We start from the raw sequence: 21,989 nt of genomic DNA, 5'->3' as shown, positions 1-21,989 counted from the left end.
AATCGGTCTCGTGCAGTTCGGAATCCTGGGGCCGTTGGAGGTGCGGACGGAGGAGGGGGAACCCGTCTCCGTCGGCGGCCCCCGGTCGCGTGCGCTGCTGGTGCTGCTCCTGCTCGACGTGGGCCGGCCGGTCAGCGTGGACCGGTTGATAGACGGGCAGTACGGTGACGATCCTCCGGTCGGTGCGGCCAACGCGATCCAGGCCCAGGTGTCCCGGCTCCGCCGCGGTCTGCCGCCCGGTCTGATCACCTTTCACCGGGCCGGATACCGGCTCGCGGTCGACCCCGAGGACATCGACGCGTACCGGTTCGAGCGGCTCGCGCGTGAGGGGCACAGGCTGCTGACAGCGGGCCGGCATGAGCATGCCGCGAAGGTGCTCAAAGCAGGACTGGCACTGTGGCGAGGGCCCGCACCGGCCGGCATGCCGCAGGCGGCCCGGCTGGAAGAGCTACGGCTGGCGGCGCGGGAGGAGCTGGTCGAGGCCGAGCTGGCGCTCCCGGAGGGCACCTCGATAGCCGAGTTGCGGCAGCTGGCGGCCGAGAACCCGTTGCGCGAGCGGCTGTGGGGCCAGCTCATGCGGGCGCTGCACGCCTCCGGGCAGCAGGCCGCGGCGCTGGCCGTCTTCGACGAGGTCAGGCGGCTGCTGGCGGACGAACTCGGCGCCGACCCGTCGCCGGAACTGGCGGCGCTTCACCTGGCGATCCTGCGCGGCGCGGAGCGGCCCGGGCAGACGGTACGGCACCGGCTGCCCGCGCAGCTCACCGGTTTCGTGGGCCGCGAGGCCGAACTGGACCGGATCGACTCGCTGCGGGACTCCCGCCTGATCACCCTGACCGGTACCGGCGGTACCGGCAAGACGAGGCTGGCCATCGAGGCGGTCCGCCGCCGGACGCGGGACGTGTGCTTCGTCGACCTGTCCCCGCTCGACGACGGAGATCAGATCCCCCTGGTGGTGCTCGGCGCGCTCGGTCTGCGCGAGGCGGGTCTGCGGCCGCCGATGCCGGGCCGGTTCGACCCCGCGGGCAGGCTCGTGGCGGCCTTGGCAGACCAGGAGCTCCTGCTCGTCCTGGACAACTGCGAGCACGTGATCGCCCCGGCCGCGGCGCTCGTCCGGCGGCTGCTCGACGCCTGCCCGGGGCTGGCCGTGCTGGCCACCAGCCGCGAGCCGCTCGGGCTCACCGGCGAGGTGCTCGTCCCGCTCTCGCCGCTGGCCGTACCGCCCCCCGGCACGGACCTGGACGACGCACTCGGCTATCCCTCGGTGCGGCTGTTCATGGAGCGAGCCGCCGCGGTACGTCCCGGCTCCGCCATGAGAGCCGAGGTCTCCGAGATCTGCGGCATGCTGGACGGGCTGCCGCTGGCCATCGAGCTGGCGGCGGCGAGGCTGAGGTCGTTCACCATCGAGGAGATCGTCGCGCGCCTGAAGGAGTACGGCCGGTTCACGCTGCTGTCACGCGGTGATCGCACCGCGGCGGCACGGCATCGGACACTGCACGCGGTGGTGGACTGGAGCTGGAGCCTGCTCAGCCCCGAGGAGCAGGCGCTGGCCGCGCGGTTCTCGGTGTTCTCCGGCGGCTCGTCCCTGGAGGCCGTCGAACGGGTCTGCGGATCCGGCGAGGTGCTGGCCGACCTGGTGGACAAGTCACTCATCGAGGCAGACGACGGCCGTTACCGGATGCTCGACACGATCCGCCTGTTCTGTGCGGAGCGGCTGGTCGAGGCGGGGGAGCGGGAGCGGGTGCGTGCCGAGCACGCCGCCTACTTCCTGGAGCTGGCACAGCGCGCCGACCCGTGGTTGCGCCGGGCCGAGCAGCTCGAATGGCTGGCCCTGCTCTCCGCCGAGCAGAGCAACCTGCGGGCCGCGCTGGGCCGTGCCGTATCGGATGATCCTGAGACGGCGCTGCGGCTGATCGCGGCCCTGGCGGCGTACCAGTGGCTGAGCGGGCGGCGGGAGCAGGCGGTCTCGCCGGCGCTCCGGCTGCTCGAACGGTTCGGCACCGAGCCGCCCGAAGGGCTGGAGGAGGAGTACGTCCTGTGCGTGTTGCAGGCCGTACCGCATGTCCTGCCGGCGCAGTGGGCGCGGGCCGAGGAGGTCATACGGTCGCTGGACCGGGAGCTGCGCCACCCCTTCACGTCCGTGCTGTGGGGCATGGTCGCGGGGCCACCGGCTCCCGGATCCGGCCTGATGCGGGAGCGGCTGCTCGGCTCCGACCCGTGGAACCGAGCCGTGGCCATGCTCGGGGCGTCCCTGGTGCACCTGCTTGACGGCCACGTGGCCGAGGCCGAGAGAGAGCTGGAGTCGACGCTGGCGAGCTTCCGTTCCGTGGGCGAGCGCTGGGGGATGGCGCAGGGGCTCGACTGGCTGGGAGTGATCGCCGGCTGGCGGGGGGACTGGGCGCGGGCCAGGCGGCTGTGGGGGGAGGCCCTGGACCTGCACGAACAGCTCGGCGCTGTGGACGAGATGGTGGACGTGCTCTGCCGGAGGGCCGACGGGCTGCTGCGCGAGGGCGATGTGCTCGCGGCTCGCGCCGACCTGCGGCGCGCCACCGAGCTGGCGCGCCGGACGAGCGCGTCGCACCGATCGTCGCCGATCGAGCTGGGCCGGGGCGAACTCGCCCGGCGGTGTCACGATCACACACGGGCGCGCGAGCACTACGCGGCGGCGCTGGACGCCGCCGGCGCGGGCGGCTACGCCACCGAGAGCATCGCGCCGCTGGTGCTCACCGCGCTGGGACGGCTGGCCGAGGCGGAGGGCGACCGCGCGGAGGCCCGACGCCGGCACGGCGAGGCGCTCGCGCTGGCGCGCACGTCACCGGCGGTGACGACGGATCTCGCCCAGGTCACCGAGGGGTACGCGGGGCTTGCCCTGTTCGAAGGCGCGGCGGAGCGGGCCGCGTTCCTGCTCGGGGTGGGGGTGGCGTTGCGCGGTGCGGCCGTCACCGGCGACCCTGACGTCGCGCGGGTCGCCGCGGGCGCCACCGAGCTCATCGGCGCGGAGGCCTTCGCCGCGGAGTTCGCCAGGGGCGCCGCGCTGAGCCGGGACGATGCGCTGACGGCCATCTCCTGACCGTCAGCCGGCTGTCACCGGTCTGTCAGCGCTCCCGGCGAGGCTCGGAGGCATGAGAAACAGCAACGTCCTGATCTCCGGTGCCGGTATCGGCGGTCCCGCTCTCGCCTACTGGCTCAACCGCTACGGCCACACCGTGACCGTGGTCGAGAAGGCCCCCGCCCTGCGCCTTGGAGGCCAGGCGGTCGACTTCAAGGGCGAGACCCACCTGTCGGTGCTGGAGCGGATGGGCATCCTGGAAGACGTACGGCGGTCGCAGACCGGCGGGACCGACCAGGAGATCGTTGACGCGAACGGCCGCAGGCTGGCGGTGATGCCCGGCGAGTTCAGCGGTGGCGAACTGGAGATCCCGCGCGGGGAGTTGTCCCGGCTGCTGTACGACAGGACGCTCGCCGCCGGGTGCCGGTACGTCTTCGGCGACTCCGTCACCTCGCTCATCGAGACCGAGAGCGGCGTCCACGTCACGTTCGAGCACGGCGCTCCGCGGACCTTCGACCTGGTGGTGGGCGCGGACGGCATCCACTCGGGCGTTCGCCGGCTGGCCTTCGGCCCCGAGTCCGACCATGTTCGCTTCCTGGGCCACTACTACGCCCTGGCCGACCTGCCGCGGCGCTTCGGGAAGACCGCGAAAATGTACAACGAGCCCGGCAGGATGGTCGCCGTCGGGGGACCCGGAGCCGATGTCTTCTTCGCCTTCGCCTCGCCGCGGCTGGACTACGACCGCTACGACGCGGAGGCGATGAAGCGGATCGTGATCGACGCCTACGCCGGGATGGGCTGGCAGACCCCCGCGATCCTCGACGCGGTACGGCAGGCGGACGGCTTCTACCTCGACTCGATCAGCCAGGTCCGGATGGAGCGCTACGCCAAGGGCCGCGTCGTGCTGCTCGGTGACGCCGCCTACGGCAACACGCTGGGCGGTTTCGGCACCGGCCTGGCCATGGTCGGCGCGTACGTGCTGGCCGGAGAGCTCGCGGCGGCGGACGGGGACCATCGGGTCGCCTTCCGGCGCTATGAGGAGGGGTTCCGCGGCTACGCCAGAATCGCCAGGAACGGCAACGCCGGCCCCTTCCTCGCCCCCGGCACCCCGGGCCGGATCCGGATGCGCAACTGGATTTTTCGCTACGGATTCCTGCTGAAGCCGATGCTGTGGCTGACCGACAGGTTCGCGACCAACATAACCCTCAAGGACTACCCGTCGACGGTGCGCCGCTGATCCGGCGCGGGTCAGGTAGGTCGAGCGGCGCGTACATCGCGCTCCGCCTGTCGAAGAGTCCCACCGTGACGAAGTAGACGTTGGTGATCACCATGAGCGTGATCGACGTGCCGGCGTACAGCGCGGTGCCGAGTGCGGGGACGGCGTCGACCGGCAACGTGTAGGCCATGACCACGCGCGCCGCGGAGTCGAGGAGGGTGCCGGCGCCCCACAGGACGGTCGTGACCCGCCAGGCCCTGCGGAAGCGGGGGAGCCGTTCCCACAGTACGTCCCACGACTCGCCGGTGCCGCGGACCGGGAACCTGTGCTCCAGCAGCGGCCGGCTGAACAGGAAGGTGAGTGGCGTCCCGACCCGCAGGCCGGCCAGGAACCAGAGCCCGACGGCGGCCGTCAGCCACCCTTCCCTGGCGAGCAGGAACCGCTCGCTGCCGCTGATCAGCGACGCCCCGACACCCAGCAGCATCATGGCCGTCAGGAAAACGGAGAGCCCGTCGACCCTGCGTTCCCTGACCAGCAGGTAGGTGCCCATGGCCGCGGGCACCACGGCCGTGACGAGCAGGGACAGGTAGACGCTCACCCCGGCCGCGCGCAGCAGATAGTACAGGACGGCCGGTACGAGCAGGTCGACCAGCAGGCGCAGCAGCGTGCGCCGCCCGCTCGGAGCGCTCACGACCCGCTCCTGGTCGCCAGGTCGAACAGCGTCACCAGCTCCTCGGCGCAGGCGGCGAGGTCGAGATCGGGTCTGGCCTCCAGCAGGAACGGCAGGCCGTCCAGGGCGCGCTGCACGGTCGCCGCCATGACGAAGGTGTCGAAGTCACGGAACTCGCCGCCGCGCTGCCCGTCGCGCAGGATGCGCTGGAGGTGGCCGAGGACCTCGTTCTCGTCGTAGGAACGGCTCGCTCCACCCTCGTCGCGGAAGTTGAGGAAGATCTCCATCATCGCCCGCATCCGTGCGCGGTTGTCCGCGATGTAGGCGACCAGCGCGGTGATGTAGGTGCGCAGCGCGTCACGGGCACAGGTCACGCCGGCCATCCGCCCGGCCATGAATTGCCCGATGTGGTGGTAGAAATCGGCGACGGCCGCGCTCATCAGCTCGTCCTTGCCGGCGAAGTGGTACGAGATCAGGCGGGTGCTGCTCAGGCCCGCCCGTTCGGCGATCCGGGCGAAGGACGTCTGGCCGTAGCCGAGCTCGGCGATCGTTTCGATGGTCGCCGCGATGATCTGGGCGCGCCTGGCCGCGCCGGTGAAGGAGCGTTCGGCGGGCGTTCCCTCGCCCTGGCTTACTTGCATGAGTAAAAAATACGTCACACGAGTAATTCAGGCAAGCGTGCCGGGCCCGGTAAGGCCTGCTGTCCCGTCCGATCCGTGTGCGTCCGCGCCATGTCCGGAGCCCTCGGGAGACAGGGGTGGGAGGTGTCGTGGGTGCGGGCGAGATGGTTGGATCGGGAGACATGATGGTCGGTGAGTCTCATCGGGTGGTCGAGGCGGTCTGGCGGATCGAGTCCACACGGGTGATCGCGGGGCTTGCCCGGATGGTGCGCGATGTCGGCCTGGCCGAGGAACTCGCGCAGGACGCACTGGTCCTCGCGCTTGAGCAGTGGCCGAAATCCGGTGTACCGGATAATCCCGGAGCCTGGCTCATGCTGACCGCCAAGCACCGGGCGATCGACCTGCTCCGCCGCAGGACCCGCTACGAGCACAAGCTCGAAGAGGTCGGCCGGGACGTGGAGATCCGTCAGGAGGCGGCCGAGGCCGAGTTGGACGACGCCCTCGACGACCACATCGGTGACGACGTGCTGCGCCTGCTCTTCACCGCCTGCCATCCGGTGCTGTCCACCGAGGGGCGTCTGGCGCTCACCCTGCGCCTGCTCGGCGGCCTCACCACCGAGGAGATCGCGCGGGCCTTCCTGGTGCCGGAACCGACGGTCGGGCAGCGGATCTTCCGGGCCAAGCGCACCCTCGCCGAGAAGCGGGTGCGCATCGAGATGCCGGCCCCGGCCGAGCTGGGCGAGCGCCTCGCATCGGTGCTGGAGGTCGTCTATCTCATCTTCAACGAGGGCTACTCGGCGACCGCCGGTGACGACTGGATGCGTCCCTCACTCTGCGAGGAGGCGCTGCGCCTGGGCCGGATCCTGGCGGGTCTGATGCCGCGGGAGGCCGAGGCGCACGGCCTTGTCGCCCTGATGGAGATCCAGGCGTCGCGCCTCCGGGCCAGGACGGGGCCGGACGGCGAGCCGGTCCTGCTTCCCGACCAGGACCGGAGGCTGTGGGACCGGCTGCTGATCCGCCGGGGGCTGGAGGCGCTCGAACGTGCCGAGGCGCTCGGCACGCTCGGTCCCTACGGCCTGCAGGCCGCGATCGCCGCCTGCCACGCCCGCGCGCGGTCCACCGACGACACCGACTGGGAACGGATGGCCGCCCTCTACCGGGTGCTCGCCCACCTCACCCCCTCACCCGTGGTGGAGTTGAACCGCGCGGTCGCGGTGAGCAGGGCGTACGGCCCGGCGCGGGGCCTGGAGATCGTGGACGGGCTGGCGGCGGAGCGCGCGCTGAGGGGCTATCCGCAACTGCCCGCCGTACGGGGTGATCTGCTCGCGAGACTGGGCCGCCTCGACGAGGCGCGCGAGGAGTTCGAAAGGGCCGCCGAACTCACCCGCAACGAGCGCGAGCGGACCCTCTTCCTGAGCCGGGCGGCCGCCACCCGCGGGTGAGCGAACAATGTCAGGGGCGGTCCGGGACCTCGAACCTGCTCCTGCCCTCCCGCTCCAGCCAGGCGGCGAAGTCCATGAGGTCGGGATGCAGCGCGCGCAGGGCGGGGATGTCGGCCCGCCAGCCGCCGAAGGACTCGGCCCGGGTCACGTCGTCGACGTTCACGCCGGTTTCCCTGAGCCTCTCGGGGGAGACGGGCTCGGTGGAGAGCGGGCGCCCGACGGCCTCCTCGATGGCGGTGACCAGCTGCTGCCGGGTCAGCTCGTCACCGGCGAGCTCGATGGCCTTGCCCAGGTAGCCGCCGGGGTCGGCGAAGGCGAGTCCGGCGAAGGCCCCGATGTCGGTCACGGCGATGAGCTGGATCGTGGAGTGCGGCGGAATGATCCTGATCAGCGGGGTCTCGCCGAACACCCCGAACGGTCCCGAGGTGTGGTTCTCCATGAACATCACCGGACGCAGGATCGTGTACGGCAGGCCGAGCGTGCGGATGTGCTGCTCGATCTCCCATTTGGTGTCCCAGTGGCTGATGCCGGTGTCCCGGTCCACGCCGCCGACCGAGGTGTAGACGAGGTGTTCGACCCCGGCCGCGAGTGCCGCCTCGGCCACGTTCACCCCGCACCGCACCTCGTCGTCGAAGTGCGGAGGCGCGGCCGTCGGTTGGACGCTGAAGACGCCGTGGACGCCCTCGGCCGCCGCGTCCAGCGACGCCCGGTCGCGCATGTCGCCCTTGACGAGCTCGGCACCCGCCCCGGCGAGTGCCTGCGCGGCCTCGGCCGACGGGTCCCTGACCAGGGCCCTGACCTGCCAGCCGTCGGCCAGCAGTCGTCTCGCCGTGGCACCGCCTTGCTTGCCGGTGGCTCCGGTGACCAGGACGACCTTCTCTGAATGGGGCATGTCTCTCCCATGGCTAGAATGTGGAGCACTGCTCCGATATTAAGCGGAGCAGTGCTCCTTTTGTCAATGCCTGGAGAGCACATCGCATGGCCGAGGTGATGCGCGCCGACGCGCGCCGCAATTACGAGCAGTTGCTGGCCGTAGCCAGGGAGGCCTTCGCCGAGCACGGGACCGACGCCTCACTCCGGGACGTCGCCCGCCGGGCGGGCGTCGGCATCGGCACCCTCTACCGGCACTTCCCCACTCGGGAGGCCCTGCTCGAAGCCCTCATGAGCAGTGGCTTCGACGCCCTCCAGAGCAGGGCGGAAGAGTTGCTGGCCGCGTCCTCGCCCCGTGACGCGCTGCTCGTCTGGCTGCGCGAGCTGGCCGTCGGCTCGACCACCTACCAGGGTCTTCCGGCATCGGTCATGGCCGCGCTGCGGGAGGAGGGTTCCGAACTGCACGCCTCCTGTCACGCGATGCGCGCCTCCGGGGGCCGGCTTCTCGCGCGGGCCCAGGAGTCCGGTGCGGTCCGCGCCGACCTCGTCATCGGCGAACTCCTCGCCCTGGTGGCGGGCATCGCCTGGGCGAGCGAGCAGTCGACCGGCCACGACCTGATCGAGCGTCTGCTCTCCCTGTCCGCCACAGGCTTCGCCGCGGACCGGTCGCCGGGCTCCGCTCCGGCCTGACCGGGGGCGTCCGTGCGCGGACGATCGAGTCTTCGGGGCAGGGAGGGGCCTACCTGGGGGCGTCCCAGGTGTTCGACGGGCTCTGGCCGGTCGGCACGGTCGGGCTGAACCGTACGGGCAGGGCCTCCAGGCTGCGAACCCACAGCGAAGGGCGCCACCGTAGCGCGTCCGGTTTCACGGTGAGATAGACGTCGGGCAACCGGTCGAGGAGGACCTCCACGGCCGTCTTGGCGATGATCCCGCCGAGCTCGGGCGCGGGGAAGGGACAACCGTACTCGCCGTGGCCGAAGGACAGATGCGCCCGGTTGGCGCCGGAGCCGGCATGGGCGGCCGGTTGCACCTGCGGATCGGCGTTGGCCGCGGCGACACCGAGCACCAGCATGTCGCCCCGGCGGATGCGCCGCCCGGCCAGCTCGCAGTCCTGCACGGCCCAGCGGGAGGGCATGTTCGGCGCGGGCGGGTCCTTCCACAGCACATCGTTCAGTGCCTCGCCGACGCTGCTGCGGCCGCCCTGCAGGCTCATCGAGAAGTGGTCGTCCACCAGCATCAGCCGCAGGGTGCTGCCGATCCAGTTGGAGCAGTTGTCATGGGAGGAGATCAACACCATGATCAGATCCAGGACGATCTCCTCGTCGGTGAGCCGCGCGGAGTGTGCCAGCATGTGCGAGGTGAGGTCGTGGCCCGGCAGGGCGCGCTTGTCGGCGATGAGCCGGCTCACCTTGTCCAGAATCCGGGGAAGCGCCGTGGGGGCCTCCTCGCTCCCGCTCAGCACGTGGTTGACGTCCTCGACCAGCTCCGGCAGGTCGGTCTCCGCCAGCCCGAACAGCCGGGTGATGACCTGAGCCGGAATCCGGTCGGCGTACTGGGAGATCAGATCGGTCTGGCCGTCCCCGGAGAACTCGTCGATCGCGCGGTCGGCGACCTGCTCGCAGATCAGGGCCAGCTCGGTGCGGTCGACGCTGTCCAGCGCGTCGCTGATGGGGCCGATCCGCCGCTGGTGCTCGGCCCCCTCGGCGTACATCACGGACGGCTGCCATGTCACGTACGGGCGCGTCGGCCAGTCAGGGGGGAGGTGGTCCTGCAGGTTCCAGCGCCTGGGGTCGCGGCTGAACAACTGCGGCTGGCTGGTGACATGGTGCAGCTCGCGATAACCGATCACGTACCAGACGGGCATGCCGTCGAGGAGAACGGGGACGACGGGTCCGTGCTTGCGGCGCATCTCCTGGAACAGCGCGGTCGGGTCGTCGCCGATCAGTGACGCGTGCAGCCGTACGGCATCGGCGTGGTCGGGGTATCCCTCCAGCGGCTCCCGTCCCCGCTCGGGATGCTGCGATGTGGGCGAGGCGGCCGACGGGTCTGTGGAGTCGGGCAGGGGAGGGGAGTTCGTCACGGCATGCTCTCTCGGGCGGGCGACTGGTCGTAGGTGCGGGTGAGGTGCTCGATGAGCGTGATCAGCACGTGCTTGGACGAGGACCGCTCCCGCGCGTCGCAGTCGATGAGCGGGACCTCGGGCGACAGCGCCAGCGCCTCGCGTACCGAATCCAGGGTGGGCCCGTCGGTGAAGCGGTTGACCGCGACGACGAACGGGGTCCGGTGGTGCTCCAGCCGGTCGATGGAGTACCAGGAATCCTCCAGGCGGCGGGCGTCCACCAGCACGACCGCGCCCAGGCTGCCGGCGAACAACTGGTCCCACACGAACCAGAACCGCTGCTGACCGGGCGCGCCGAACAGGTAGAGCACCTTGCTCTCGTTCAGCGTGATCCGGCCGAAGTCGAAGGCCACCGTGGTGGTCGACTTGGTCCGTACCTGGCTGGCGTCGTCGATGCCCACGCTCGCCTGGGTCATGACCTCCTCGGTGCTCAGCGGGCGGATCTCGCTCACCGAGCCGACCATGGTCGTCTTTCCCGCCCCGAATCCGCCGACGATCACGATTTTCAGGGCGTCCGCGGCGGTCGTGCGCAACGGCGTCCTCTGGTCAGAGGTTGTGGAGTGCAACGAGCACCTGCCTCAGGATTTCGGGATCCGGTCGTTCGGCCTGTGCGGCGATCGACGGATGACGGACGGTGATACGACCGGTGTCCAGCAGGTCGCGCAGCAGGATCTTCACCACGCTGACCGGCAGCCGCAGCTCCGCCGAGATCTCCACCACCGCCGTCGGCCGCTGGGCCATCCGCAGGATCCTGATGTGCTCGGACTGCATACCGGGGGTGGGGGCGCACTCGCTGACGATGAGGGAGACGGAGTCGAAGGTTTTCTCGTCGGCGCTGGTGCGCCCCCCGGTGACCGTGTAGAGCCGGTCCGGGTCTTCTCGGTCGATGGCTCGCCGTGTCATCCGCGGTCGTCGCTGTTCTCCGTTTGCCGCGGTGCCGCGGTGAGGTAAACCCCGATCTGCTCCACCAGTTCGTTCATGTTGTGCGCGATGAGCCCCACCTCGCCGTCCTCCTCGGCCACCACGGCCAGGTGGGCGCCGTCCCCGGCCGGCACGATGAGCAGCAGTCCGCCGGCGAACTCCACCATCGCCTGCCCCGCTCCGATGCCGTCCCCGAACTCGGCGGAGGCGCTCAGCGAGAGGCTCTGGATCCCGGCGGCCAGGGCGGAGAGCTGGTCGGCCCCGTCCCGGCCGAGGCCGGCGGTGAAGCACATCTTCAGGCCGTCCCTGGTCAGCACCAGCACATGCCTGACCCCGGGGGTCTTCTCCTTGAGGTTCTCCAGTAGCCAGTCGAAGTCACGATCGGTGGTGTGCGAAGCGTCGGTTGTGCTCATAAACGACGGGGTGTCCCTTCGGCGCGGACGCGGGAGGGACGGCCCCTGCCTCCTCATCTGTGAATCCAAAGATGTCCGGTGGTCGGCGGACGCGTGTCAGGAGTCGCCCGGGGCCGGGGAGGGGGAACGCCCACGGCCGCCGGCCTGGCGGAACGCGGCGAACCTCGCCGCCGAGTCACGCCCCTCGCGCGCGGGCTTGGCCGGCGATGTCTGCCGCGCCCTGGTCGCCTCGGCCAGCGTCTGCCCCCGGCGCCGCCTGGGCAGCAGATCCTCGGACTCGTCGGCCGGCCCCTCCTGCGCGGGTACGGCCGGTGTCGGTACGGCGGCCTGCAAGGGGCGGCGGACCGACGACTCGACGACGGGCGGCACGGTGGCCGACAGGGGCTGCGTGATCAGCAGGCGCGGGATCAGCATCACGACCCCCATGCCGCCACGGGCGGACGGCCGGAAGCTGACCGCCAGGCCGTACTTGTCGACCAGGCGTCCCACGACCGCCAGGCCCAGCCGGGTACCGGACAGCGTCCGCAGGTCGAGCGGCTCGGATACGAGCCTGGTGGCGTGCTGCCGCTCGCGCGGGCGCATCCCCAGACCGCTGTCCTCGACCGTGATCACGACGCCGGCGTCCTCCTCGTCCACGTACACGTGGACCTCGGTGCCGTGCGCCGAGAACGTGGCGGCGTTGTCCATCACCTCGGCCAGCGCGTGCATCACGCCCTCGGCCGCGTACCCCGCGACGGCGACGGTGCTGCTGGAGTGCAGCCGGATGCGCTGGTAGGCGCCGATGCGGCCCATCGCGCCGCGCAGGACGCTCTCCATGACGATCGGCCGGGTCCATCGCCGCCCGGAACGGCCGCCGCTCAGCAGTGCGACGTTGTCCGCCAGCCGGCTCATCTGGGAGATGCGGTGGTCCAGGTCCAGCAGGTCGGCGAAGATCTCCTCGTGCTCGCCGTACTGCTCCTCCAGCTCGCGCAGCCGGGCGAGCAGGCTGGTGGCCTGTGCCTGCACCCGGGCCGCGGCCCCGGCGCACGCCGCCATCACGGCGGTGCCCCTGCGCTCGCTCTCGGAGAGCTGCCGCGCCGTCTCGCTCAGCAGGTCGCGCAGTGGGCCGTGTTCCGGCTGGTCTGTCTCGGCCAGTGCGGCGCTCACCGACATCCGGTTCGTCTGGATCCGCCGGACCAGATCCGGCAGCGTGTCGTCGGTCAGCCGGGAGATCTCGCCCTCGGTCGCCTCACGGTACGCCCGGGCGGTGGCGAGCTCGCGTTCGATCAGCTCAAGCTCGTGCCCGGCCGCGTCGAGCAGCCGGCGCAGCGGGCCGTCCGAGGGCTGCGGCAGCTGGGAGAGCGCGTCGGCGGCCGAGACGCCGCCGCGCACCCGGTGTCCCAGCGAGGGCAGCGACTCCTCGGCCATTCGCAGCACTTCCCGCTCCAGCCAGGTGAACCGCGCGCCGGCCCACTCGGCCTGCTCACGCAGCCGGCGACCGGTGCCGGCGTAGTGGACGATGGCCGCGGCGGCGCCGGACAGCAGTACGGCCGAGATCCCGCCGACGAGCGCCATCAGCTCTCTGGCCTCGTAGGGGGCGGCGGACACCGCCCACAACCACAGGCAGGCCATAATGATCATGGTGCCGAGAGAGGCGATGACCGCCAGTTCCCTCGGTGAAAGCCTGCTCCGGGTTCGGTGCGGTACATCTACTGACATCGGCGTCCTTGGGGGGTGGCGGCAAGGCGTGACAAGGCCGCGTTGAACTTGCTGTTCCCCCTGCGATATCGGTCAACCGGGTGGTGCCGCTTCACGGCAGAGCGCGAACAGGCACACACCGTAGCACCACGCCTACGGCTAAGAACAGACAGTCACTCTCGAACCACGCATTTCCTGTCTAATCAACCGTGAGTCAATGTATTCGTCGATTAATACTCTCTATTCGGACATTTGCTTATATAGGGTCATGATTTTCCGCGGGGTCGGCGGGATGCGGTCTCGTCGGCCCGGGGATTCGGGGCACGTGTCCGTGCCCGGAGAACGGCGGATCTCGATCGGTGGCCGGGGACCGTACGACACGAGGCCGTGGGTCTCCCCGTGACAGCGGAGACCCACGGCGTGGGGGTGAAGCGCCTGATCAGCGAGGAGAGCGCGTTGACCACCGCTGATCAGGCGGGCTCAGAGTGCCTCAGGGGCGCCTCAGGGGTAGGAGACGAGCTTGGAGGGGATCGTGTCCGTGCCGAAGGCCGGGCCGCCGGTGCCGTTGATCACATGGTTGATCCGCCCGTTGCCGCCGAGGGAGACGGTGAGCAGGCTGTGGAACTTGACTCCAGGCTTCACCGGGGTCTCGAACGCGTTCTCCACCTGGATCGTCGGGTCGACGTTGAAGTAGACGTAGCTGCCGAGTCCCCAGCCCTCGTGGGTGTCGACCGCGGGGCCGACCTTGTAGGCCGCCCAGCCCTTGGTGCCGCCGTTCATGTAGGCCGCCTGGTTCGGCGGGTCGTACGCCTTCTCGTTCTGGAAGAAGATCGTCCGGCCGCGCTCGCCGTACCACTCGACGTCGTACCTGCGGTAGTGCTCGACGAACAGGCCGGTCGCCAGGACGTCGTCGCCGTTGACGATCAGGCCGGTCTCGGCGGTGTTGACGTTCCAGCCGATGCCGTCGCCGTGGTCACCGCGCCACAGCCAGGTGTGGTCGATGATCACGTCGTCGCTGTTGACGACCACGCTGGTGGTGGCGTTGCCGGCGAAGGCGCCGCCGATCCGGACGAACACGTCCTGCAGCGTGGTCGGGTTGGCGGCGTGGTCGGCGCTCGACCCCTGCGGGCCGACCTCGATGAGCACGTCGGACTTCTGCGGGCCCGCGTCGACCAGGAAACCGGCGAGCCGCACGCCGTCCACGTCGGCGACCTTGACCGCGGTGGCGCCGCCGCCGGGGATGATCGTGGCCAGGCCGAGACCCAGGACCACGGTGTTCGCCCTGGTCACGTTGATCGGCTGGTCGATGTGGTAGATGCCGGGGGTGAGCAGCAGGTGCAGGCCCTGGCTGAGCGCGGCGTTGATGGTCGCGGCCGTGTCGCCGGGTTTGGCGACGTAGAACTGGGCGAGCGGGATCGAGCTTCCCGGGGTGGCGCCGTTCGCCCAGCTCACACCGCGCGCGCCGGTCCGCTTGGCCGGGACGAACACCCGGTACTCGTTGCCGGAGAGGTAGAGGTACGGCTTCTCACGGCTGATCGGGGTGTTGTCCAGCGTGGTGTAGGACTTGTCGGTGAAGGCGGTGGCGGGAGCGCCCTGCACCCCGGAGAAGACCATGTTCCACACGCCGTTGACCCAGCCGCCGACGGAACTGTCCCGGGTGTACCACTGCTGCTGCGAGTACGGGCCGACGGCGCCGTCGATCTTGCTGTCGGCGATGTAGCCGCCGCTGGCCCAGCCGTAGCCGGTGGGGGCCAGGTTGAGCGCGCCCTTGATGTGCATGCGGCGGAACGGCGCGGCCTGGGAGACGGCCCACTGGTTGGTGCCGCCGGGCGGCTGGACCGACAGGTTCTCCGTCGAGCGCCAGAAGTTCTGGGTCGCGTTGCCGCCGAACCAGCCCGCGTCGACGGTCACGCCGTTGACGGTGACGTCGTCGGGGGACTGCCCCAGACCCATGATCGAGGTGTAGAAGCCGACCTTGGCGTTCACGTGGTAGGTGCCCGGCTTGAACAGGAAGGCGTGGCGCCCGGTGCCGAACTGGGCCGACTCCTGCTGCTGGAAGACGGTGTCGAGCCGGCTCTGGATGTCGGCACTGGACATGGACGGGTCGAAGACGTGAACGTTCGGTCCCAGGTCCCCGCCGCCGGGGATCACCGGACCGTCGGACGTGGTGCGCACGGCGAACTCCCACAGTGAGTATCCGTAGCCGGTGGCTCGGGTGGTGCCGTGCATCCGGACGTACCGGGCGGAGCCGCTCACCTCGTGCGACTGAACGCCGCCGGTGGCGCCCGTGACGGACTTCAGGTCGGTCCAGGTGGTGCCGTTGGTCGACCCCTGGAGCTTGAAAGCGCTCGCGTACGCGGCCTCCCACCTCAGGTCGATCCCGCAGACGGTCCGGGTCGAGCCCAGGTCCACCTGGATCCACTGCGGGTCGCCGGCCGCGCTGGACCAGCGGGTCCCGTTGTCGCCGTCGAAGGCGGCGCTCGCGGGGGTCCCGCCGTTCTCGGTGGACGACGCGGTCGAGGGTCTGTTCAACGCGGCGTTGCCGGTCCCGCACTGGCCCGCGGGGCCCGAGTCCCCACCGAAGACCTGGAACTCCCACAGTGAGTATCCGTAGCCGGTGGCTCGCGTGACGCCCTGCATCCGGACGTACCGGCCGCTGCCGGTGACGTCCCAGGTGTCGATTCCGCCGTCACCGCCGGTGACGGTCTTCAGATCCGTCCAGGTGCTCCCGTTCTCGGATGACTGGATCTTGTATCCGCTGCCGTACGCGGCCTCCCAGTTCAGCACGACCCTGCTGATGCCGAACGAGGCGCCCAGGTCGACCTGGATCCACTGGGAGTCGCCGGCCGCGCTGGACCAGCGGGTGCCGGTGTCGCCGTCGACCGCGGCGGCCGGCGGGGTGCCGCCGTTCTCGGTCGAGGAGGCCGTCGCGACCTTGCCCTGCGACAACAACGTGTCGGCGAATGCCGGGCTCGACGGTACTGCGAGCAGAGCCGCCACGACTGCCGTGGCAGTCCATAAGGCGGCAGGACGGAACAGACCTCTCATGCTTGTCTCCACAGTGGATCCGGGGGGTGGAAGGTCCGACAGCAGATGAGGCGCGACTACGGCACTGTAAATCAACGCCTTATTTCTATACTTAATTTAATTTGTCGGAAACATGAGGTCAATAGGTCCCGTGCCACGGACGAGCTCCGCCCCCGCCGCGAGACACCGGCAGGCCCCCCCGGCCTGCCGGTGGATCTGGGGGCTCAGACGCGGGGCACGACGTGGCCGAAGCGGAACACCCGGGCCGGGTCGTAGTGGTCCTTGAGAGCGATGAGCCTGCGCAGTGTCGGCTCCGGCCAGGCGCGGGCCAGGTCTTCGGGGGCGAGCATCGCCCCGTGGAAGTTGAGCTGCGTCCCGCCGGTCAGCCAGGGAGTCAGGGAGCCGAGCACGGCACCGCCCACGGCCGGGACGACCGTGTCGAGCAGTTCGGGAACGGGGGCGCCGATCACCATCACGCCGAAGGCGGCGTCCCGCCCGCCCACGGCGTTCGGCCGGCGCGGCTCGCGGCCCAGCGCCCCGCCCAGCTGGCGCAGCTCCACGATGGCCAGCGGCACGTCGACCGTCGGGCCGGCCGCCGCCAGGAGCGCCTCCACGGTCTCCGCGCCGAGCTCGCGCAGCAGGGCGCCGCGCTCCCAGCTCGGCATGGGATGCACCGGGTCCTGGTGCACGGAGTCGATCGCGCCGAACGGCATCTGCGCGATCTCGCCGAAGATCGGCTCGGCGACGGCCCGCATCGGGGCGAGGAGTGCCTCCGCCTTGTGGGCGTCGCCGAGATGGGCGAAGCGCAGGTGGGTCACGAAGCGGCCACGCAGCTGCGGGGGGAGTTCGGGCACCGGGGGCAGGCGCAGCATCGCCACCGAGGTGGTCGTGGCCTCCGGCAGCGTGTCGACCCAGGTCCGGTAGGCGTGCAGGACGGCGGGGGTGTCCTCGGCGCTGAAGTAGAGGCCGCCCCCGTACAGGGTCGACACCGGGAACAGGTCGATGACCATGGAGGTGACCACGCCGAAGCTGCCCTTGCCGCCACGCAGTCCCCAGAACAGGTCGGGCTCGGTGTCCGGGTCCGTCACCCGGACCAGGCCGTCCGCGGTCACCACGGTGATCTCCCGTACGTGGTCGGCGGCGAAGCCGAAGGCCCGCGAGATCGGGCCGATGCCACCGCCCAGCGTGTAGCCCACCGCCCCGACGCCCGTGGACGAGCCGCTCAGGGGGGCCAGGCCGTACGGGGTCGTCTGCGCGATGACGTCCGCCCAGCGGCAGCCCGCGCTGACCCGCGCGGTGCGGCCGGAGGGGTCGACGGTGACCTCGCGCATCCTGGAGGTGTTGATCAGCAGCGCCCCGTCGGAGGCCTGGACGGCGCCGTGCCCGGTGGCCTGCACGGCGACGGGAAGGGAGTGGTGGACCGCGAAGCGGACCGCCGCCATGACGTCCGCGGTGCGGGTGGCGCCCACCACGACGGCCGGGTGGTGCCGGACCGCGGTGTTGAAACCCGCGGTCTCCTCCTCGTAGCCGTCCTGACCAGGAGCGAGGACAGGGCCGGCGACCTGGCCTCGCAGGACTTCCAGCTCTCCGCCGAGATGCTCGGCCGTGGAAAAGGCGGTACTCATGAGGGTTCTCCCGATGGTGTGAGACGACTCGCGGCGTGGGGCGAAGTCGCGGGGCCTCGACCGGCCCGGTCCTCCAGTTGTCGCAGCCGGCACTTGGAGACGACTGGGTTGTTACTGGGGTCCGGCGGCCACCGCGACCGGAGTGGTGGCCGCCGGACCCGGCCGAGGACCTAGAGGTCTCCTAGTCGTTTCCTAGACGGCGGTGGAACGCTGTGCGCATGTCGTCGTCACTGGAGTCCCAGCCCTCCAGCACCCTGCTGTTGCGGGAGGTCCTGGCATACGCGGGTGCGACGGGTCCCGATCTGCTCGACGAGGCCCTGGAGGAGGCCCTGTCCGAGGTGTCGGCCGCTCGCTGCCGGGTGTACGTGCTGGTCGATCTGGCGCGGCCGGTGGACGATCCGCCGGTGGCCGGTGCCCTCGTCGAGGTGGGACAGCCCGACCGTGACGCCCGCCTGCGGGCCCTGGTCGTCGCCCTGCCACACCGGGGACGGGGTCTCGGCCGGCGGCTGCTCGGTGACCTGCTGACGGAGATGCGCGCGGACGGCGTCCAACTGGTGCGCTACCGGGTGGCGGCGGCGGATCCGGGAACGTTCTCCCTCCTCGGCTCCTCCGGTTTCGTCGCCGCCGACAGAACCCCCATCGCGACCTGCCGATACGATGGACCCGCGATCGAGGCATTGGCGGTCGCGTGGCTCGTGCGGGAGTTGTGATGCTCGCGAACGGTGGCGAGGTACCGGATACCGCCCAGGCCGCGGCGTGTCTGGATTTCCGCATCCTCGGACCGGTGGAGGTGGCCGACGGCACCGGTGCGCTCCTCGACCTGGGATCCCGCAAACAGCGGGCCGTGCTGACGCTCCTGGTGCTCAACGCGCCCCATGTCGCACCCCTCGACCAGATGATCGACCGGCTCTGGGCCGACGAGCCGCCGTCCAGCGCGACAGGAACGCTCCAGGCGTACATCTCCCAGCTCCGCAGGATCCTCGAACCGCTGCGCAGCCCTCGGTCCCCCGCTCGCGTCCTGCGGACCCGGGAGCCTGGGTACCTGCTGGACATCTCGCCCGATCAGGTGGATGCCAACCGCTTCATCCGGGCCGTCGAGGAGGCACAGGCCGCTCTGGCCGACGGGCGGGCGTGGGAGGCCGAGCGGTCCCTGGACGCGGCACTCGGCACCTGGCGGGGCGAGCCGCTCGCCGACTTCTCCGACCGCTCCTTCGTGGGGCCTATCGTGGCCCGCCTCACCGAGGTGCGCCTGTCGGCACTGTCCACGCGGGCCGAGGCGTGGCTGCTGCTCGGCAGGTTCAGTGAGGCGGCCGTCGAGGCCGGGCATCTGCTCGATCTCGATCCCTACCGGGAGGGGTCCTGGGCGCTGCTCATGCGCGCCCTGTACCGCGACCGCAGGCAGGCCGAGGCACTGGCCGCCTACCAGCGCTGCCGTACCCTCCTCGGTGACGAACTCGGGCTCGATCCCAGCCTCGAACTGCGCCGTCTCGAACAGGCCATCCTCGACCAGGACGAGTCTCTCGAAGGCTCCTGGCCGTCGATCGCGCGAGGGGAGGAGATCTCGCCCGCGCGCGGGGACGGATCGTCCCGCGGGGAAGACGTCGTGGCCCCCCGGACGGCAGGGGAGTGGCGGGCCTCCGCCCCGCGCGGGCGCAGGCTCGTGGGCAGGGAGCCTCAGCTGCGCCGGATCCGGGAGCGGTTGCGGGACACGGCCCGTGGCGCGGGAGGTGTGCTGCTGGTCAGCGGCGAGTCCGGGGTCGGCAAGACCCGTCTCGCGGAGGCCGCGGCCGAGATCGCCGGGGAACTGGGGGTCACCCCGGTGTGGAGCCGGTGCGTCGAAGGGCGTGGCGCGCCCGTGTTCTGGCCGTGGATCCAGGTGCTGACCGCCCTCGAAGAAGAGGCGGAGGCCGGTGCCGGAGGGCTTGGGGCCGTGACCCGGGAGGCGGAGGGGGTCGAGAACGTGATCCGCCGGTTGACGGGCGCGGACGGGGCCTCGGGCGCGGACGATCCCGACACCGCGCGCTTCCTGCTGTACGACGCGGTGGCCAGGGCGCTGTCACGGCGGGCGGGCGTGGCACCGGTGCTCATCCTCATGGAGGACGTCCACTGGGCGGACGCCGCGTCCCTGAAGCTGCTGACCTTCCTCGGCGGCGACCTGCACCGGGTGCCGTTGCTCGTGCTGGCGACCCTGCGCCCCGAGGCCGCCGAGACCGCCGAGGCGTGGCCGGCGCTGACGGACGCGCTCGGCGACCTGACCCGGCAGCGCGGTACCGAGCGGATGAGCGTCACCGCGTTCACGTGGGAGCAGGTCGCCGACTACCTGGACGACGCGGGCCCTGACGATCTGGGCCGGGTAGGTCGTGCGGACATCGGCCCCGACCCGGCCCTGGTCAGCGCGCTGCACGACCGTACCGGCGGTAACCCCTTCTTCCTCGGTGAGGTGCTCCGCCTGCTGGACAGCGTCTCGCCGCTGGACCAGGTCGCCGCCGCGGACGTCACCTCCCTCTCCGTCCCCGAGGGGGTGCGCGACGTCATCACCCGGCGGGTCTCGCGGTTGCCCGAGGACTCCCAGACGCTCCTGCGGGCCGCCGCGGTGATCGGCAGGGACGTCGACGCGGACGTGCTGGAAGCCGCCACCGGGATCGGCGGCGCCCGGATGATGATGCTGCTCGAACCCGCGGTGGCGACCGGCCTGCTCACCGAGGTGGCCGGGGGCTGGGACTATCGCTTCTCGCACGCGCTCGTCCGCGAGGCTCTCTACACGGGATTGAGCCGACTGCAGCGGGCGCAGATCCACGGGCGAGTGGGTGAGGCGGTCGAGAATCTTCACCCGGGAAACCTGGAGCCGCGACTGCCCGTGCTCGCCCACCACTTCGGCATGGCGGCCAGGATCGGTCACTCGGCCAAGGCGACGTCGTACGCCGTCAGGGCGGCGGTACAGGCGGCGGCCCGCCTCGCCTACGACGAGGCGGTCATGTTCTGGGAGCAGGCGCTCGCGGCGCTCGACCCGCAGTCCGCGGATCCGGCGTTCAGCCGCGGCGCCCTGCTCATCGAGCTGGGACGGGCGCGCAGGGTGGTCGGCGACGTGATCACGGCGCACACCGCCCTGGACGAGGCCGTGACCCTCGCCATCCGTAAGGGCGACGACGCGGCGGTGATCGAGGCGGCGACGGTCTTCGGCGGGGTGACGCTGTGGAACTGGCGCGCCTACGGCGTGGTGGACAGGCGCATGATCGACGTGCTGGAGGACCAGCTGAACCGGCTGCCGCCCGGGCGGGAGGCGGTCAGGGCCGAGCTGCTGGGAACCCTCGGAGTGGAGCTCTACTACAGCGAACGGCGGTGGGAGGGCGCGAGGCTCGCGGCCGAGGCGGTCGCGCTCGCCCGGCGGGCCGGTGACCACCGCCTGCTCGCGCGCACGCTCAACAACTTCATCATCGCCTCCTGGACCCCGGAGTACGAGGAGGAGCGCTACCGGGCGGCGGAGGAGATCCTGTCCCTCCCCGACCTGCCCCGGGCCGCCGAGATCATCGCCCGCCTGCACCGGATGCCGACCTTCCTGCGCGAGGGAAGGCTGGCCGACTACGACGCCGAGCTGGCCCGCTGCCTGCGCCTGACCGGCGAGGTGCGGATGCCGGAGCTCGAGACGCAGGTGACCTACGCCGCGACCGGGCGGGCGATGCTCGACGGCCGCTGGGAGGAGGTGGAGAGGCTTGCCGCGACCGGCGCCGAGAGCTACCGGCGCATCAGCCTCTGGGGCCCGGAGTACATCCATCTCCTCTGCGCCTTCTTCTCGTCCTGGGCACAGGGCCGACACGGGGTGCTCGTACCGGAACTGCTCGAGGCCGCCGAGGACGACTCCAACAGCCTGCTGCGTCCCGCCGCCGTACTGGCCGTGATCGAGGCGGGGGACGAGGCGCTCGCCCACCGTCTGATCGACCGGTGGGGCGTCGCCGTCGAGCGTGACTGGGCGTGGCAGTTCGTCACCTGGCAGTGGGGTCTCGTCGCGGCCAGGATCGGCCGCCCCGATCCGTACGGGCTGCTGGAGGAACTGGAACCCATCGCCGAACAGCTGGTGACGTTGGGAACGGGATGCATCTCCTGGGGGACGATCCACGGTGTGGTCGCCCAGCTGCTCCACAGGGTCGGTCGCGTCGAGGAGGCACTGGCGCACGCCGAGCGAGCGCGGGAGACCCACCACCGCCTCGGGCTGTGGCACCTGGAACACCGCAGTGCCGCGCTGGCCAGGGAGATCCGTGAAAGCTGATCCCGCCGGCCGGAGCCCACGTATCGGCCGGGGGTGCGGTCATCCTCGCCGTGACCGCGCCTGCCGGCGGAGCGGTCCG

16 protein-coding genes are annotated in these 21,989 nt (G+C 71.1%); 6 read left to right on the top strand and 10 right to left on the bottom strand.

Annotated features, from left to right (window positions below; translation table 11 throughout):
- Window positions 1-10 precede the first annotated feature (10 nt).
- Both ACFQVD_RS28480 and ACFQVD_RS28475 read left to right on the top strand, forming a co-directional pair.
- Window positions 11-3,067: a BTAD domain-containing putative transcriptional regulator gene (locus ACFQVD_RS28480; RefSeq protein ID WP_343978690.1), complete on the top strand. Its 3,057-nt coding sequence runs from the start codon at window positions 11-13 to the stop codon at window positions 3,065-3,067.
- A gap of 52 nt (window positions 3,068-3,119) precedes the next feature.
- Window positions 3,120-4,283, top strand: a complete 1,164-nt coding sequence (locus tag ACFQVD_RS28475) for an FAD-dependent monooxygenase (RefSeq protein ID WP_343978686.1) — start codon at window positions 3,120-3,122, stop codon at window positions 4,281-4,283.
- Here the strand turns inward: ACFQVD_RS28475 and ACFQVD_RS28470 are convergent.
- Window positions 4,252-4,953 carry a VC0807 family protein gene (locus ACFQVD_RS28470; RefSeq protein WP_343978683.1) on the bottom strand — a complete coding sequence of 234 codons (702 nt, stop codon included), beginning with the start codon at window positions 4,951-4,953 and terminating at the stop codon, window positions 4,252-4,254. The genes ACFQVD_RS28475 and ACFQVD_RS28470 overlap by 32 nt on opposite strands.
- The gene (locus tag ACFQVD_RS28465) at window positions 4,950-5,573 is read right to left on the bottom strand and encodes a TetR/AcrR family transcriptional regulator (protein WP_343978680.1); all 624 of its coding nucleotides are present in this window, start codon (window positions 5,571-5,573) and stop codon (window positions 4,950-4,952) included. The genes ACFQVD_RS28470 and ACFQVD_RS28465 overlap by 4 nt, the downstream gene beginning before the upstream one ends.
- Window positions 5,574-5,716: 143 nt before the next feature.
- Between ACFQVD_RS28465 and ACFQVD_RS28460 the strand changes: the two genes are divergently transcribed.
- Complete coding sequence (locus ACFQVD_RS28460; RefSeq protein ID WP_386368697.1) at window positions 5,717-6,994, top strand: RNA polymerase sigma factor; 1,278 nt, start codon at window positions 5,717-5,719, stop codon at window positions 6,992-6,994.
- A 10-nt stretch (window positions 6,995-7,004) separates the two neighbouring features.
- Here the strand turns inward: ACFQVD_RS28460 and ACFQVD_RS28455 are convergent, their stop codons facing one another.
- A complete protein-coding gene (locus tag ACFQVD_RS28455) occupies window positions 7,005-7,886 on the bottom strand; it encodes an NmrA/HSCARG family protein (protein WP_343978677.1) in 882 nt (293 codons plus the stop codon).
- Between the two features lie 86 nt (window positions 7,887-7,972).
- Here ACFQVD_RS28455 and ACFQVD_RS28450 point away from each other — a divergent pair, with 86 nt between their 5' ends.
- Window positions 7,973-8,554 (top strand): TetR/AcrR family transcriptional regulator, encoded by a 582-nt coding sequence (locus ACFQVD_RS28450; RefSeq protein WP_343978674.1) that lies wholly within the window; start codon window positions 7,973-7,975, stop codon window positions 8,552-8,554.
- A gap of 49 nt (window positions 8,555-8,603) precedes the next feature.
- Here the strand turns inward: ACFQVD_RS28450 and ACFQVD_RS28445 are convergent, their stop codons facing one another.
- The 7 genes from ACFQVD_RS28445 to ACFQVD_RS28415 form a co-directional block, all read right to left on the bottom strand.
- On the bottom strand, window positions 8,604-9,944 hold the full coding sequence (locus ACFQVD_RS28445; RefSeq protein WP_343978671.1) for a cytochrome P450: 1,341 nt from the start codon (window positions 9,942-9,944) through the stop codon (window positions 8,604-8,606).
- Window positions 9,941-10,549, bottom strand: coding sequence for a GTP-binding protein (locus ACFQVD_RS28440; protein ID WP_386272506.1), 609 nt, complete (start codon window positions 10,547-10,549; stop codon window positions 9,941-9,943). The genes ACFQVD_RS28445 and ACFQVD_RS28440 overlap by 4 nt, the downstream gene beginning before the upstream one ends.
- The gene (locus tag ACFQVD_RS28435; protein ID WP_343978665.1) at window positions 10,530-10,886 is read right to left on the bottom strand and encodes a DUF742 domain-containing protein; all 357 of its coding nucleotides are present in this window, start codon (window positions 10,884-10,886) and stop codon (window positions 10,530-10,532) included. Before ACFQVD_RS28435 ends, ACFQVD_RS28440 begins: the two co-directional genes overlap by 20 nt.
- Window positions 10,883-11,317: a roadblock/LC7 domain-containing protein gene (locus ACFQVD_RS28430; RefSeq protein ID WP_343978662.1), complete on the bottom strand. Its 435-nt coding sequence runs from the start codon at window positions 11,315-11,317 to the stop codon at window positions 10,883-10,885. The genes ACFQVD_RS28435 and ACFQVD_RS28430 overlap by 4 nt, the downstream gene beginning before the upstream one ends.
- Before the next feature lie 96 nt (window positions 11,318-11,413).
- On the bottom strand, window positions 11,414-13,015 hold the full coding sequence (locus tag ACFQVD_RS28425; RefSeq protein ID WP_343978659.1) for a sensor histidine kinase: 1,602 nt from the start codon (window positions 13,013-13,015) through the stop codon (window positions 11,414-11,416).
- 480 nt (window positions 13,016-13,495) lie between these two features.
- On the bottom strand, window positions 13,496-15,994 hold the full coding sequence (locus ACFQVD_RS28420) for a discoidin domain-containing protein (protein WP_343978656.1): 2,499 nt from the start codon (window positions 15,992-15,994) through the stop codon (window positions 13,496-13,498).
- Window positions 15,995-16,245: 251 nt separating this feature from the next.
- Entirely contained in the window at window positions 16,246-17,646 is a 1,401-nt protein-coding gene (locus tag ACFQVD_RS28415; RefSeq protein WP_343978653.1) for an FAD-binding oxidoreductase, read from the bottom strand.
- A 218-nt stretch (window positions 17,647-17,864) separates the two neighbouring features.
- On the opposite strand from ACFQVD_RS28415, the gene ACFQVD_RS28410 reads away from it, so the two are divergent.
- Together ACFQVD_RS28410 and ACFQVD_RS28405 are read left to right on the top strand one after the other, a co-directional pair.
- Window positions 17,865-18,356 (top strand): GNAT family N-acetyltransferase, encoded by a 492-nt coding sequence (locus ACFQVD_RS28410; RefSeq protein WP_343978650.1) that lies wholly within the window; start codon window positions 17,865-17,867, stop codon window positions 18,354-18,356.
- Window positions 18,356-21,910: a BTAD domain-containing putative transcriptional regulator gene (locus ACFQVD_RS28405; protein ID WP_343978646.1), complete on the top strand. Its 3,555-nt coding sequence runs from the start codon at window positions 18,356-18,358 to the stop codon at window positions 21,908-21,910. Before ACFQVD_RS28410 ends, ACFQVD_RS28405 begins: the two co-directional genes overlap by 1 nt.
- Window positions 21,911-21,989: the final 79 nt, after the last annotated feature.

It is taken from the genome of Streptosporangium amethystogenes subsp. fukuiense (assembly GCF_042665875.1).
Classification (GTDB): domain Bacteria; phylum Actinomycetota; class Actinomycetes; order Streptosporangiales; family Streptosporangiaceae; genus Streptosporangium; species Streptosporangium fukuiense.
Note: the sequence above shows the minus strand (reverse complement) of the source record. Positions and strands in the feature narration are given on the sequence as shown.